This window comes from Propioniferax innocua (genome assembly GCF_006716235.1).
Lineage (GTDB): Bacteria > Actinomycetota > Actinomycetes > Propionibacteriales > Propionibacteriaceae > Propioniferax > Propioniferax innocua.
In genome coordinates, this window is the sequence record NZ_VFOR01000001.1 from 1,333,739 (window position 1) to 1,348,913 (window position 15,175).

General features: G+C 64.5%; 11 protein-coding genes. 9 read left to right on the plus strand and 2 right to left on the minus strand.

From position 1 onward, the window contains the following. The first annotated feature begins 3 nt into the window (after positions 1–3). From cydB to FB460_RS06310, 5 genes are all read left to right on the plus strand, one after another. On the plus strand, positions 4–1,047 hold the full coding sequence (gene cydB, locus FB460_RS06290; protein ID WP_142093178.1) for a cytochrome d ubiquinol oxidase subunit II: 1,044 nt from the start codon (positions 4–6) through the stop codon (positions 1,045–1,047). A gap of 230 nt (positions 1,048–1,277) precedes the next feature. Continuing rightward, positions 1,278–2,975: a thiol reductant ABC exporter subunit CydD gene (gene cydD, locus FB460_RS06295; RefSeq protein ID WP_246044305.1), complete on the plus strand. Its 1,698-nt coding sequence runs from the start codon at positions 1,278–1,280 to the stop codon at positions 2,973–2,975. Continuing rightward, positions 2,972–4,588: a thiol reductant ABC exporter subunit CydC gene (cydC, locus tag FB460_RS06300; RefSeq protein ID WP_142093180.1), complete on the plus strand. Its 1,617-nt coding sequence runs from the start codon at positions 2,972–2,974 to the stop codon at positions 4,586–4,588. Before cydD ends, cydC begins: the two co-directional genes overlap by 4 nt. Before the next feature lie 76 nt (positions 4,589–4,664). Next, positions 4,665–5,321 carry an NAD-dependent epimerase/dehydratase family protein gene (locus FB460_RS06305; protein ID WP_142093181.1) on the plus strand — a complete coding sequence of 219 codons (657 nt, stop codon included), beginning with the start codon at positions 4,665–4,667 and terminating at the stop codon, positions 5,319–5,321. 61 nt (positions 5,322–5,382) lie between these two features. Then, positions 5,383–5,940, plus strand: coding sequence for an LURP-one-related/scramblase family protein (locus FB460_RS06310; RefSeq protein ID WP_142093182.1), 558 nt, complete (start codon positions 5,383–5,385; stop codon positions 5,938–5,940). A gap of 114 nt (positions 5,941–6,054) precedes the next feature. Here the strand turns inward: FB460_RS06310 and FB460_RS06315 are convergent, their stop codons facing one another. Together FB460_RS06315 and FB460_RS06320 are read right to left on the minus strand one after the other, a co-directional pair. Further along, entirely contained in the window at positions 6,055–7,302 is a 1,248-nt protein-coding gene (locus FB460_RS06315) for a septal ring lytic transglycosylase RlpA family protein (protein WP_142093183.1), read from the minus strand. Between the two features lie 192 nt (positions 7,303–7,494). Beyond that, positions 7,495–7,701, minus strand: a complete 207-nt coding sequence (locus FB460_RS06320) for a heavy-metal-associated domain-containing protein (RefSeq protein WP_142093184.1) — start codon at positions 7,699–7,701, stop codon at positions 7,495–7,497. A 584-nt stretch (positions 7,702–8,285) separates the two neighbouring features. Between FB460_RS06320 and FB460_RS06325 the strand changes: the two genes are divergently transcribed. The 4 genes from FB460_RS06325 (at position 8,286) to FB460_RS06340 (ending at position 15,174) form a co-directional block, all read left to right on the plus strand. Next, entirely contained in the window at positions 8,286–10,937 is a 2,652-nt protein-coding gene (locus tag FB460_RS06325) for a replicative DNA helicase (protein ID WP_142093185.1), read from the plus strand. Positions 10,938–11,086: 149 nt separating this feature from the next. After that, on the plus strand, positions 11,087–11,785 hold the full coding sequence (locus tag FB460_RS06330; protein ID WP_281281825.1) for an AlbA family DNA-binding domain-containing protein: 699 nt from the start codon (positions 11,087–11,089) through the stop codon (positions 11,783–11,785). Between the two features lie 159 nt (positions 11,786–11,944). Continuing rightward, complete coding sequence (locus FB460_RS06335; protein WP_142093187.1) at positions 11,945–13,891, plus strand: type I restriction-modification system subunit M; 1,947 nt, start codon at positions 11,945–11,947, stop codon at positions 13,889–13,891. Then, the gene (locus FB460_RS06340) at positions 13,888–15,174 is read left to right on the plus strand and encodes a restriction endonuclease subunit S (RefSeq protein ID WP_142093188.1); all 1,287 of its coding nucleotides are present in this window, start codon (positions 13,888–13,890) and stop codon (positions 15,172–15,174) included. Before FB460_RS06335 ends, FB460_RS06340 begins: the two co-directional genes overlap by 4 nt. Position 15,175: the final 1 nt, after the last annotated feature.

A 15,175-nucleotide genomic window follows, 5' to 3' on the forward strand; every position in this document is an offset into this window, starting at 1 on the left:
ATCATGGAACTGTCAACACTCTGGTTCATCTTGGTCGCCGTTCTCTGGATCGGCTACTTCGTCCTCGAGGGCTTCGACTTCGGCGTCGGCATGCTCGTCACCTTCCTCGGCAAGAAGGAGGACAACCGCCGTGTCATGATCAACACGATCGGCCCGCTGTGGGACGGCAACGAGGTCTGGCTGCTCACTGCCGGTGGCGCCACCTTCGCCGCCTTCCCCGAGTGGTACGCCACACTGTTCTCCGGCCTGTATCTGCCACTGTTCCTGGTGCTGCTGGCCCTCATCGTCCGCGGCGTCGCCTTCGAATACCGGCACAAGCGCCCTGGTCTGAGCTGGAAGCGCGGCTGGGACTGGTGCATCTTCGCCGGCTCCCTGGTGCCCGCCCTCGTGTTCGGCGTGGGCTTTGCGAACTTCGTCCGCGGCCTGCCGATCGAATCGCAGGAGGGGCGCCGCTGGGTCATGGACACCACCGTCGGGAACTTCTTCGGACTGTTCCTGCCGTACGCCCTCATCGGCGGCCTGCTGTTCGTGACGCTGTTCCTCATGCACGGCGGCATCTTCATCTCGCTGAAGACCAACGGTGGGATCCGCGAAACGGCCCGCAACCTCGCCGGAAAGATCGGCCTGGTCGTTCTGGCGCTCATGGCCGTCTTCATGATCTGGACCGCTGCGGTACACGGCACCGGTGCACTCACCTGGGTGGCCGCCGTGATCGCGATCATCGCTGTGGCGCTGGCATGGTTCGCCAACTCCAAGGCGCGTGAGGGGTGGGCCTTCACTGCCACGAGCCTGGCGATCCTCGGGATGATGGTGGCGCTGTTCACCTCGCTGTTCCCCTACGCCATCAAGGCGCTGGACCCGGCGCACCACATGCTGGCCAGCGACGCGGCCTCCAGCGCCCTGACCCTGAAGATCATGACGATCGCCTCGCTGGCAGCACTCCCGGTCGTCCTCGGCTACCAGGCATGGTCGTTCTGGGTCTTCCGCAAGCGCATCAGCGTCAAGAATCTGCCGGTGGAAACCCCGGAGACCAGCGACGCACACTGATGTGACCCACCGCCTCCACACCCGGGCCCGCGCGGCACTTGCCGTTCGGGCCCGGGCCGTTTTCGCACTACCGTCGGAACCGGAACAATTGAGCCGACGCCCACCCCGCGCAGCAATCCAGACAGAACAGCCCCCAGACAGAACAGCCCCCAGACAGGACAGAAGGACGCAGGATGCCTGGACCGATCGACCCCCGGTTGTGGAGCCGCGCATCGGCGACGAAGACGTACATGGTGGCCGGCGTCGCGGTCGGGACAGTCACCTCGGTCGTTCTGGTGGCTCAGGCGTGGCTGCTGGCCAAGCTCATCTCGACCGCATTCCACCTTCAGGGGCTCCCCGGTGATCTGAACGCCGTTCTTCCGGGTTCGGAGAACGCGGCCTATCCACTCGGCGGCCTTGCACCGTCACTCGGTGCGCTCGGCGGCATCATCGCAATACGTGCCGTGCTCATGTGGTTCAACTCGTGGCTCGCCCATCGTTCGGCCGCACGTGTGAAGTCACAGTTGCGCACCGACATCATCGCCGCGCGGCTCGCGTCCCCGCACGATGCGACCCTGACCACCGGCCAGCTCGTGCAGGTGGTCACCAAGGGACTGGACAACCTCGATGGTTATTTCGGCCGGTACCTGCCCCAGCTCGCCCTGGCCATCACCGTGCCCGCAGTCGTGGGGACCGCCATCCTGGTCACCGACTGGGAGTCGACACTGGTGGTGATCCTGACGCTTCCGTTGATCCCGCTGTTCATGATCCTCATCGGGCTCGCCACACAAGCCAAGATGGATCGTTCGTGGCGCACCCAGTCGCGGCTCGGCAATCACTTCAACGATCTCGTGGTGGGACTTCCCACGCTGCAGGCGTTCGGACGGGCCGCCGCGCAGCGCAAGGGACTCAAGATCAACGAAGGAAACCACCGGGCGCAGACGATGTCGACGCTGCGGGTCAGCTTCCTCAGCGGCGGCGTCCTCGAACTCGTCGCCACCTATTCGGTGGCACTCGTCGCGGTGCCGATCGGGCTGCAGCTGGCCTTCGGCCACATGGATCTGATGACGGGCCTGTTCGTGCTGATCCTCGTTCCCGAGGTATATCTGCCGGTGCGGCAGGTGGGCGTCCACTACCACGATTCGGTGGATGGCATCACCGCTGCCGAGGAGGCCTTCGCCGCGATCGACGCCGGATCCCACCCCGCATCACAGACGGACCCTGCCGACCCCTCACCGGCCAATCCCTCACCGGCAGGCATCATCTTCGACGCCGTGACCGTCGGTTACAGCGAGAACACGGTTCTCGACCGTCACAGCGAGAACACGGTTCTCGACCGTCACAGCGAGAACACGGTTCTCGACGAATTCTGTGAGCACATCGCCCCCGGCGAGGTCGTCGCCCTCGTGGGGCCGAGCGGCTGCGGGAAGTCCACCGCCCTGCACGTTCTCATGGGATTCCTGACCCCTGCGTCCGGGACGGTCCATGCCGGTGGAATGTCACTGGGGGACCCACGGTGGCGTCGGCAGTTCGCCTGGGTGGGCCAGACCCCCGGCATGATCAATGGGACCGTGGCCGACAACGTCCGGCTCGGGGACCCCGACGCCTCCGACGACGCTCTCCAGAACGCATTGCTGCGAGCCGGGGCCGGCGATATGGCGCTGGGGCATCACGTCGGTGATGGCGGCGAGGGCCTGTCGGCCGGTGAACGGCGGCGGGTGGCGATCGCGCGGGCGCTGTTGCGCGTCGACGCCGGGTCGGACTGGATGATTCTCGACGAACCCACCGCAGGTCTCGATGCCGACACCGAGGCTTCGGTGATCGAGACGCTGCGTGGCTCGGGCACCGGCGTCCTCGTCGTCACCCATCGCCCCGCCGTGATGGAGGCCGCCGATCGTGTCATCACGATGGAGCGTGCGGAGGACCGGATGTCGGAGGTGGCGCGATGACGGTCGCTGCTCCACGACGCAATCAGTGGCGCCTCGTGCGGGAGCTTTTCGATGATGTCCCGTGGTCACGCACATCTTTCGCCATGTCGGTGTTGTGCTCGGTGCTGGCCAGCTTCTCGGCAGTGGCGCTGATGGGCATTGCCGGTTGGCTCATCAATCGGGCCGCGGAGCAGCCACCGGTGATGCACCTGACAGCGGCCACGGTCCTGGTGCGGGCCTGTGGTCTTGGCCGCGGTGCCTTCCGCTACGTCGAGCGCCTGTTCAGCCATGACCTGGCGCTGCGACTGCAGTCGGTGCTGCGGCTGCGCACCTACGATGCATTGGCCCATACGACACTGCTGAGCCGCCGTCGTGGAGATCTGCTGGTCCGCATCGTCAGTGATGTGGAGGCCATCATGGACGTGGTGGTGCGCGTCCTGCTGCCCTTCGCGTCGGCGGGCATCGTGGTGATGGCCACCACCATCATCATCGCGACGATGTCCGTACCGATCGCCGCCGGGCTGTTCCTCAGCGCTCTCGCCGCCGGTGTTGCCGTCCCCCTGCTGGCCCGTACAGCCTCCCGAGCGGCAGATCGCGCGCTGATCCCGACCCGTGGCGAACTGGCCGGGATCGTCGCCGAGATCAACGACGCCGCCACCGATCTCGCCGCCTATGAGGACACCAGCCGCATCCGGGCCCTGCAGGAGGTCGACGAGCAGCTGCGCCGTGCCGAGGAACGCGCCGCTGCGGTGCGCGGGTTCGCCGCCGCAGCCCAGGTGGTGGCGGCCGGAGTGGCGGTGCTGTGGTCGCTGGGGTTCGGCATCGCCCAGGTGGAGGCGGGGACGCTGTCCCGCGTCGAACTCGCCGTGGTGGTGTTGACACCACTGGCGCTGCATGAAGTCCTGACCACATTGACCCAGGCCGCCCAGACCGGCACCCGCGCTGCGGCGGCTCTGGATCGCGTCGGCCAGATCCTCGATGCTCCCCCGCTCGGTCAGGGCGATGCCGTGGCGGGATCGCCGTCCGAGGACCCCGGCATCTCCGTGACCGATGCGAGTATCGGCTGGAGCCCAGACGAACCGGTTCGCACCGGTGTCGATGTGCACGTGGCCCCCGGCGAATGGGTGGCTCTCACCGGGCCGAGTGGCTGCGGCAAGACCACACTGGCTGCAACCATCATGGGGCTCATCCCGTCACTCGGCGGACACGTCGAGGTGCGCGGCACCGTGGGTTATCTGGCGCAGGATGCGCACGTGTTCAACACCTCGATCCGAGAGAACGTCCAGATCGGTGATCGTGACGCGACCGACGATCAGATCCTCGACGCCCTGAGCCGCGCGGGGCTCGCCACCCCGGCCGGGGTGCTCGATCGCATCGTCGGCGAGGAGGGATCGATGCTCTCCGGCGGTGAGGCCCGGCGTCTGGCAATCGCACGGCTGCTCGTGGGCGGGCGTCAGACCTGGATCCTGGATGAACCCACCGAACATCTGGACACCGAAACCGCCGCGGCCCTGCTGAACGATCTGCGAGAACTCACCGCGGACGCACCCGTGCTCGTCATCACGCACGATCCCGCCGTCATGCAGATCGCCTCGCGGCAGATCGCACTGGACGCCACGCCCGCCGGCGAGTGACCCGAACGGCTCAGGGCTTCACCCATCAACGATCATGACCGCCAACGTACGTGGCCGGGATTCGTATCATGAGCCCATGGCAGCCACCGTTCTGATCCTGGGCAGCACCGGCTTCATCGGTGCGCGGATCACCTCGCATCTGGCCCGCACCGACACGACCGTGACGGTGACACGTCGCCCCGCCGCGGGGGCCGGGCATGTCAACATCGTGCTTCCCGAATGGGTGGACGAGCCCGCATCAGTGGCGGAGGCCGTGGCCGAGCATCCGATCGACACCATCCTGGTGTCGGTGGGCGGATGGAGCGAGCCAGGTCCCCTCGCCCGGCTCGGTGGCCGTGACCTTCTGGAGTACACCTCCTCACATCTTCTTCCTCACCACGCCGCGCTGGTGATCGCCGACCTGCTCGGGCAGCGCCGTGGCCGCCCGGTGCATGTCATCTGCATCAACGGCGACGCGTCACGGCGCGTGGCCACACACAGCGGCCCGGTCTCGGTGATGGGCTCGGCGCTCACGATGCTGTGCGGCGTCGCAAGCGCGGAGGCGAACATCGATCCGACGCTGCCGCGCGTCACCGAAGTCGTCATCAACGGACCGATCGCCGAGGACGACCGCAATGAATCAGCAGACGCCCACGTGACCACCGAGCGCATCCTGCTGGCTGTGGATCACGTGCACAGACTGGGAGCGGATGCACCAGCGAGCATCGTGCTGGATCCTCAGTCACAGCCCTGAGTTTTCCCCGGAAGTACCCCACCGGGCCACTTCGTGGCACCGCATGCGGTAGAACTCCCCCATGGCCCTTCTCCAGCATGACCTTCTCATCATCGACCAGATCCGAAGTTTCCTCAGCAACGACTTCAGCATTCTCGACGCCCACGGTCAGCCTGCCGGTTACATCCGCACCGAGGGCAGCGGCCTGAACCGCTTCTTCATGGGCAACCGTCAGTTCACGGTGCTCGACGTCGACGGCACCCCCATGGTCCGACTCGACGATGTGGTCACCTTCGGGCGTGACCGCATGAACATCATGGCCCCCAACGGTCAGCCGCTCGCCGAGTTGGTTCGTCACTTCAGCTTCCTGCGGAGCAGGTTCACCATCACGCTCGCCGATGGGGCCGTGATGGAGATCGAGGGCAAGATGTTCGATCGGGAGTTCCAACTGGCCACGGCCCAGATGGGCGAGATCGCCCGTGTGACGCGCAGCTACTCCGGGATCGGTCAGGCTCTGCTGGGGCGCGAACGCTACGCCCTGCAGTTGGCCGGCTTCACCGAACCCTGGCTCCGAGCCACGATCATCGGCTGCGTCATTGCGATCGACCTGTGCCGCCAGAAGGACAGGAACAGCAGCTGACCTGTCCTGGAATCGAGAGGTCCATCGGCAGGAACGCAGCCGAACCAGACGGGCCCCGCCGCGCATCGTGCGCGACGGGGCCCGTCGGTATCAGTTCATGTCTGCGTCAGCAGGTCACTTGAGGACTTCGACCTTCACCTGGGCGACACCGGCGTTGGGGCTCGCGATCTTGGAGAACGATCCGCGCGAGAGGTCGATGCAGCGCCCCCCGACGTAAGGGCCGCGGTCGTTGATGCGCACCACCACAGACTTTCCGTTCGCCTGGTTGGTGACCTTCACCTTGGTGTTGAACGGCAGGGTCTTGTGGGCGGCGGTCATGGCATCGGGGTCGAACTGTTCACCGGTCGCCGTGATCTGGCCCTGCCAGTAGTTGGACGCTTCACAGGTCTCTACCTGGCCGGTTCCCGACAGGCCCGAGTCCGCCCCCGAGTCCTGGGACTTGGACCCGGCGTCGTTGCTGGAACCCGAATCTGCCGATTCGGTGTCCTTGGAACTCTCATCATCGGAGTCGTCACCGGAGGTGGCAGGCTTCTTCTCGCCCGTCCCCACCAGGACCACGCGGTCCTCCGGCTCCTCGACAACGGTGCGCTTGACGCGTTCCTTGCCGACCGACTTGCCGTTGACGAACTTCTCGACCCATTCCTCGACCGCGGTGCCGTCCTTGCCCTCGACCTCGACCTCTTCGGTCCCCTCCGGCAGGGAATCGGTCTTCTTGCGCACGGTCTCGTTGGGTATCGAGACGTCCTTCTTCGTGCGCTTCTCCTTGTGGTACTCGACCTCGACGGTCATACCCTCTTCGATCGACGCATCCCGCTCGGGCGTCACCTTGTCCTGGTCGGAGAGCTTGATCCCCTGCTCCTCGAGGGCCTCACCGACGGTCGACGCCGTGGTGACGCTCTCCTGCGCCGGATCATCACCCGAGACGACGGTGATGCGCTTGGCGCTGTTCACCTCCAGAGCGAGCCCTTCGCGACCGATCTTGGTCTCGTGAGGCTCGGAGACCTTCGACTCGGGGCGCACACCGAGTTCGTCCACGAAGTCGCCCACGGTGAGCGCCGTGGTCCACTTCTCCGACGAGTTGCCGTCGAGAGTCAACTTGACCGGACGGGCGAAGCTGACCGTCACATCCTGATCCGCGGTGAGCTTGGCTCCCATCGAGGGGCTCACGACGTCCCGGCCCGCCACTTCGATCTCATGGGCACGCAGCAGGCCGCCGACGGTGCCCTGATAGGTGCGGACGGTCCGGGGTGCGCCGTCGACGATGAGATCGACGTTCGTGGCCGACGCCTCGATGGCACCGAGAGTGCCACCTGATGCCAGAAGAGCACCGCCGGCGACGATGAGCGGAACGACCTTGCGCATGTGACTCCAACCATGGTGTGAGGGCCGCGGGATTCGTGGCTCGGGCCATCAGACCCAAACATCACGGAATGGTAACCGTACGCGCGTCACCTTCCAAACCCGCGGCCCACTGTGCACACACCGCGCCTGTGACTCGAGGGAGCCACGAGGCTCCCTGGACCAGGCGCCTCGGAGAGACTGGAGCCCCTCGGCTCAGGCGGGCTTGACGGTGTAGTCACCGGCCTCTGCGACAGCAGCCTCCACGACCGACAGATCGACGGGATTCTCGCTGGAGAAGGACATCGCGCCCGAAAGCTCGACCTTCACATCGCTGACACCCTCGATCTCGCCGACCTCCTCGGTGACCGCCTTGACGCAGTGCTCGCAGGTCATGCCGGTGACGGTGTAGTTGCTGATCATGTATACCCCTTGACACTTCGGTGACTCATATCTTGTCGATGCCACAGAGCCGCATCGATGCGCCGCCCCTGATCGGAGCGACACCTTCACCCAGGCTCTCCGGCGACGCTCGGACCATGACGCCCGAACGCCCGTCAACGATACCCCACCAGGGTATACCCTCGACGGGACGCACCCCCCAGACAGGCCATCCCATAGCGCGCTCCCACCCCCGTGGACAAGCTGGGGATAACTTCCGCCGAGGAACGCATGACACCGTCCCCACGGCGCTTCAACACCCCCATTCCCGCCCTCGATCCACTACCCACAGTGGTCTTATCCACTGCAAGAATCGGGCGTTTCCCCTAGTCAGAGCGGGGTTCTCGAGCTTTGGGCAAATCCATCCCCAGAGTTATCCCCACGTCTCCACCGATGCCGCCGCCATCACCCACAACCCATCCACATGCCCTGTGGATAACCCGGGTGGCGCGCGTCACGTTCTCGCAGTACGGTGCGGCCTTCATCCGGCCCGGGACGGATCCGAACAACCTCCGCCCGGCGGACAGGCGCTAGTGTGAGGCCGTGGATTTCGGAAGGGAGGCGACGTGACCGACAGATTCGACGAACCTCCCCCGCCGCCAGACGAAGGCGGCGGTTCACAACTCGACCGCACTCCTCCGCAGGACGTTCTGGCCGAGCAGTCGGTGCTCGGCGCGATGATGATGAGCAAGGACGCCATCGCCGACGTCGTGGAGATCGTGCGCGGCCGTGACTTCTACCTGCCCAAGCACGAGTTCGTGTACGACGCGATTCTCAGCGTCTACGGACGAGGCGACCCGGCCGACGCGATCACCGTGGCTGACGAGCTGGGCCGCACCGGGCAACTTCAGCGCGTCGGCGGCGCGCCCTACCTGCATGATCTGCTCTCGTCGGTCGCGATCGCAGCCAACGCCAGCTACTACGCCGAGATCGTCCGCGACAAAGCGATCCTGCGGCGTCTGGTGGAGGCGTCGGTGCAGATCGCACAGATGGGTTACGCCGGCGAGGGTGAGGTGAACGACATCGTCGACGCCGCCCAGGCTGCGGTGTATGGCGTCTCGGACGGCAAGGCGAACGAGGACTACGCACCACTGGCCGACCTCATGGAGGAGACCCTCGACGAGATCGAGGCCATCAGCGCCCAGGGCGGCGAGATGGTGGGCGTACCCACCGGATTCACCGATCTCGATGAACTCACCAATGGCCTGCACCCGGGACAGATGGTGATCCTCGCCGCCAGACCCGCGATGGGCAAATCAACCCTCGGGCTGGACATGGCCCGGTCGTGTTCGATCAAGAACAACATGGCGTCGGTGATCTTCTCGTTGGAGATGAGCAAGGTCGAGATCGTGATGCGTCTGGTCTCCGCCGAAGCGCAGATCCAGCTCTCGTCCCTTCGCAAGGGGTCGATGAACGAGGACGACTGGCAGCGTCTGGCCAACAAGATGGCCGACATCTCCAGCGCACCGCTGTTCATCGACGATTCGCCGAACCTGACGATGATGGAGATCCGCGCCAAGGCCCGCCGCCTGAAGCAGAAACACGACCTGCGCCTGATCGTCATCGACTACCTGCAGCTGATGACCTCGGGCAAGAAGGTCGAGTCGCGTCAGTTGGAGGTCTCGGAGTTCTCGCGTCAGATCAAGCTGCTGGCCAAGGAGCTCGGGGTGCCCGTGGTGGCTATGTCGCAGCTCAACCGTGGTCCCGAACAGCGCACCGACAAGAAACCGATGGTGTCCGATCTTCGCGAGTCGGGTTGCCTGACGGCATCCACGCGCATCCTCCGCGCGGACACGGGCGCGGAAACCACCATCGGAGAGATCTATAGTCAAGGCCTCCGCGACATTCCGGTCTGGTCGGTCGACGAGAACCATCGCGTGGTTCCCATGACGATGACACATGCGTTCTCCAGCGGCGTCAAGGACGTCTTCCGTATGCGCCTCGCCTCGGGCCGAGAGATCGAGGCGACCGCCAATCACAAGTTCCTCACCATCGACGGCTGGGTTCCGCTCGAAGATCTCGCTCCGGGACACCGGCTGGCAGTGCCCCGGCACGTGCCGGACCCGATCGCCACGAAGAGGGCCGACGATGACGAGGTGGCGCTACTCGCTCACATGATCGGCGATGGGTCATTCGTCAAGAAGCAGCCCATCCGTTACGCCAGTGTCGACGAAGCAAACCTGACACGTGTTGCCGAGGCCGCGTCGCGTCGTTTCGGCATCAACGCCAAGCGGGACGAACATTCGGCTGCGCGGGTGACCACGCTTCGGCTGCCCGCGCCCTTCCGCCTCACGCACGGTAAGCGCAACCCCATTGCGGCTTGGCTCGATGGATTGGGGCTCTTCGGGTTGCGTAGCCACGAGAAGTTCATCCCCGAGTGGGTCTTTGCACTACCCCTTGATCAAGTGCAGGACTTCATCGGCCACCTGTGGGCAACGGACGGTTCGGCCCGTTGGGACGAACAAGCCCGACAAGCGCGGATTTACTACGCCACCTCAAGTCGGCGACTCGCCGACGGTCTGTGCCAGCTCCTGCTGCGCTGTGGCATCGTCGCCAGAATCAAGATCGCACAGAAGAGCGGCTTCCGAGATGGCTATCACGTGCACATCTATGGGGCGGCGCAGCAACTCACCTTCTGCCGCACCATCCCTGTGTGGGGCGCTCGGGGCGTTTCTGCACGGCAGATGGTTCCACGGCTGGAAGCGATCAAGGGAAACACCAACGTGGACACCGTCCCTCGCGAAGTCTGGGCCTCTGTCAGGACCTCACTGACTGCGCAAGGCATGAGCCACCGAGCCTTCTCGGAGGCCTTGGGAACAGCCTTCTGCGGATCGGCGTTGTGGAAGCGCTCACCGAGCCGAGAGCGCTTGGGTCGTGTGGCGACCTTGCTGGAAGACCCCGATCTGCAAAAGCTGGCCGACAGCGACCTGCTGTGGGACTCGGTCGTTTCCATCGAGCCCCTGGGACAGCAGGAAGTGTTCGACGCAACGGTTCCGGGGACGCATTGCTTCGTGGCCAACGGCGTCGTGGCCCACAACAGCTTGGAACAGGACGCCGACATCGTGATCCTGCTGCACCGTGACGACGTGTACGACAAGGAATCGCCCCGCGCCGGCGAAGCCGACTTCATCATCGCCAAGAACCGCAACGGCCCGACGCGCACGGTGACCACGATCTTCCAGGGCCACTACTCACGGTTCGTGGATATGCAGCACTGACATCGAGTGACACTGATCAAACTTCCACCCATACTGACAAAAAGTGTCACTTCCCAGTGGATTGTCACCATGCGGTGGTCACTGGACGACTTGACTCGTGCGCTGGAGGCCATGCGCATCCGCCGAGGGACACCACCACGACCATTGAGGTGAAGCGCGCCTCCGGAGGCGTTCCGTCCATGCCGGAGACCTTGTGCGCGTTCGCCAACATGCCCGACGGCGGGACCATCATCTTGGGGGTCGACGAGGGAAATGGCCGCTTCGAGGTCACCGGACTGACAGATCTCGCAGCCATCGAGTCCGGCATCATCTCCCAAGCCCGGCAAGCGGTGACCCCGAGCCCCCAGCTTGTTCCCCAACAGTTCATCGTGAACGGGAAACAGCTACTGGTGCTCCACGTGGTCCCCTTGCCTGCAACAGACAGGCCAGCCACCGCCGACGGGGTCGCCTATCTTCGACAACCCGACGGCGACTGTCCCATGCACGAGCACGAACTCCGAATGCTGGAAGTGGCAAAGCTACATCTCGATGAGCAGGTCGAGTACGACCTTCGGGCCGCATCCGGGCTCGACATCGACGATCTGGTACCCGAACTCGTCGACCAGTACATTGCAACGGCCAGAAGCCGCGATGGTCGGCTACGCAATGACTCCCGGGAGCAGACCCTGCGCAACACCAGCGTGCTGACCCGAACCGGCGAACCCACATTGGCAGGCCTGTACGCACTGGGCGATTATCCCCAAGGTCGCTACCCAGCCCTGACCGTGACTGCGGCCGTCCAACTTCCAGGCGGGGAAGGGCAGCACCGAAACACGGTCTACCGCCGTGCACCATGGACCACAAACTGACGGGATACTTCCACTCGCGTCGGCAGTCTTCGTCAGTTCCGATTCCGAATCGCCATCTCAGCGCAGCTCTGGCTGTGAACCAACGGATCCATGGGAGCGAAAGCAGCCAGATGAGCCCAGATGGCAGAGTAGCCCCAAGTCATCCGAAAGCGAGGCCCCATGTCATCGTTGGGAAACCTGATCTGGAACATCGCCGACCAGCTGCGCGGGGTCTACAAGCCCGCGCAGTACGGTACGGCCACGCTGCCGTTCCTGATCCTGCGACGAATGGAGTGCGTCCTCGCCGACCACCGCGACGAGATCAACGCGATGGCCGCGAGCACACCAAACGACATGGTCCTCGCCGCGAAGCTCCGCAAGCAGTTCAACCTGCACTTCTGGAACCGCACGAACTACACGCTGAAGTCGCTGCTAGGCGATCCGGAGAATCTGGCCGAGAACCTCATCGATTACACCGCAGGTTTCTCCGCCAACGTCGCCGACATCTTCGACCGCTTCGGGTTCACCGAGACGGTCCACAAACTCGACGAGAAGGACCGGCTGTACCTGGTGGTCGGGCAGTTCACCGACATCGACCTGCATCCCAAGCGGGTCACCAACGCCGACATGGGGCAGGTGTTCGAGCATCTGATCTTCAAGTTCTCCACCGCAAGCAACGAGACCGCCGGTGAGCACTTCACCCCACGCGATGCAATCCGCCTGATCGTTGATCTCGTGCTGGCTCCCGATGACGAGATCCTCTCCGAAGCTGGCGTCGTGCGTTCGATCTACGATCCGACCGCCGGTACTGGCGGCATGTTGTCGGTGGCGGAGGAGGAGATCCTCGCCATGAACCCGAGAGCCCAGGTCACCTTGGCCGGGCAGGAGCTCAACGACGAGTCCTATGCGATCTGCAAGTCCGACATGATCGCCAAGGGCCACGCGGTGGACGCCATCCGCCTCGGCGACACGCTCTACGACGACAAGCACTACGACCAGACCTTCGACTACTGCCTGTCGAATCCGCCCTACGGCGGCGACTGGAAGGCGTCGCAAGCCGTGGTGCGCCGTGAGCACGAGATCGGCGGGGGCCGGTTCGACGCCGGGCTGCCGCGCATCAGCGATGGCCAGACGCTGTTCCTGCAGCACCTGATCTCCAAGCTGCGTCCGGCCAAGGCTGGGGCGAAGGACTCCGGGGGCCGGGCGGGCATCGTCCTCAACGGGTCGCCGCTGTTCACCGGTGGCGCGGGTTCGGGTGAGTCGGAGATCCGACGCTGGTTGATCGAGTCCGACCTCATCGACTGCATCGTCGCCCTGCCGACCAACATGTTCTACAACACCGGCATCGCGACGTATGTGTGGGTCCTCGACAATCACAAGCCCGAGGAACGACGCGGCAAGATCCAGCTCATCGACGCCACCGCGCGCTGGACCAAGATGCGCAAGAACCTCGGCTCCAAGAACCGTGAGATCGGCGACGCCGACCGCGACGCCATCGCAAACCTCTACGAGGGCTTCACCGAGACCGAGCACTGCAAGATCCTCGAACCCGCCGACTTCGGCTACTGGGAGATCACCGTCGAACAACCGTTGCGCCTGCGGTTCGCGCCCGATGCCGAATTGGTGGACGCCGCCTTGGCCGCGAAGGCGATCACCAAGCTCGATCAGGACGAACAGGGCAAGCTCCGCACTGCACTGGAATCGCTGATCGGCCAGACTTGGATGGACCGCGCCGAGTTCATCCAGGACCTCAAGAAGGCCGCCCGCGAGCGCGGAGTCGCCCCGAGCGCTGCGGTGGTGAAGGCGATCTGGCAGGCCATCGGGGTACATGACGATGACGCGGTGGTCTGCACCGACAACAAGGGCAACGTCGAACCGGACACCGATCTGCGCGACACCGAACTCGTGCCCTTCCGCGACGACATCGAGAGCTACTTCGAACGCGAAGTGCTCCCCCACGTGCCGGACGCCTGGATCGATGAGTCGAAGACGAAGATCGGGTACGAGATCCCGTTCACGCGGTTGTTCTACAAGTACGTCCCGCCGCGCCCCCTCGAGGAGATCGACGCCGACCTCGAACGGGTGACGGCCGAGATCATCGAACTGCTGCAGGACGTGGAGTCGTGAGCATCCAACAAGAAGACCTCCTCGGCGAGCGCCCACCGTCACACTGGGTCGTTACACGACTCGGACGTCTAGGCCGATGGGGCAAGGGATACGGCGGCTCCAAGAAAGACAACCAAGAATCGGGAATCCCCGTCGTTCGGTACGGCGACCTCTACACCACATTCCAGACCACCATCGAGCATCCGGTGGCCTATGTCAGTTCCGAAGATGCCGATCGTTACGCGCCGCTTCACCCCGGAACCTTAGTTTTCACTGCGTCCGGCGAGGACCCCGAAGAGATCGGCAAGGCCGCCGTCTCCATGCTGCCTGACCCAGCCGTCGTCGGTGGCGATGCCATCACTCTGGAACCGGACGGCGACGTGGACCCCCTGTTCCTGGCCTATGGAATACAAGCGCACCCTTTGAGGACTCACCGAGCCCTTCGCTCAACAGGGTTCACGGTGGTGCATATCAGCGCCGCCAAGTTGAAGACAATCCCTCTTGCGCTGCCGCCATTAGGAGAACAACGAGCAATCGCAGACTTCTTGAACCGCGAGACCGCAAAGATCGACGCGCTCATCGAGAAGCAGAACGAGCTGATCTCCCTGCTCCGTGAACGGCGAGGGGCAGCAGTGCAGCATCGACTGGACGTGTTCAGTGCTGAACACTCCACGATCGCTCTGGGATACGTGATTGGTTCCATCGATCAGGGAGCGAGTCCCTCTTGCGCAACATGGCCCGTGGCGAACCCCGCCACGGACTGGTGCGTCCTCAAGGTCGGATGTGTCAACTATGGCGTGTTCCGGCCGGACGAGAACAAGGCACTTCTGGACCTCGAATACGCCGATCCCAAGCACGCAGTCCAGGCTGGCGATGTGGTCGTTTCCCGCGGAAATACGCGCGAACTCGTTGGGAGTGCCGCGCATGTCCCAACGCATCTCCCGCGCGCATTGCTGAGTGATCTCCTTTATCGGGTTCGCACCCGGTCTGACCTTTACGATCCCCAGTTTCTGGCAACGGTGCTTGGAAGCCGCCATGCACGGGATCAGATCGAGCTCGAGGCTCGAGGGAGTAGCCACACAATGCCCAAGATCTCGCAAGCGGTCCTGCGGAAGCTGCAGGTTCCCCACATACCACTTGCCGAGCAACGTGCCTTGCAGACCAGCATCGCCGCTGAGACCGCCAAGATCGACGCCCTCATCGCCAAAGCCGAGGAGCACATCGCTCTCGCCCAAGAGCGTCGGGCGGCGCTCATCACCGCTGCGGTCACGGGCCAGCTCGACATCCCCGGAGAGACGAACTGAC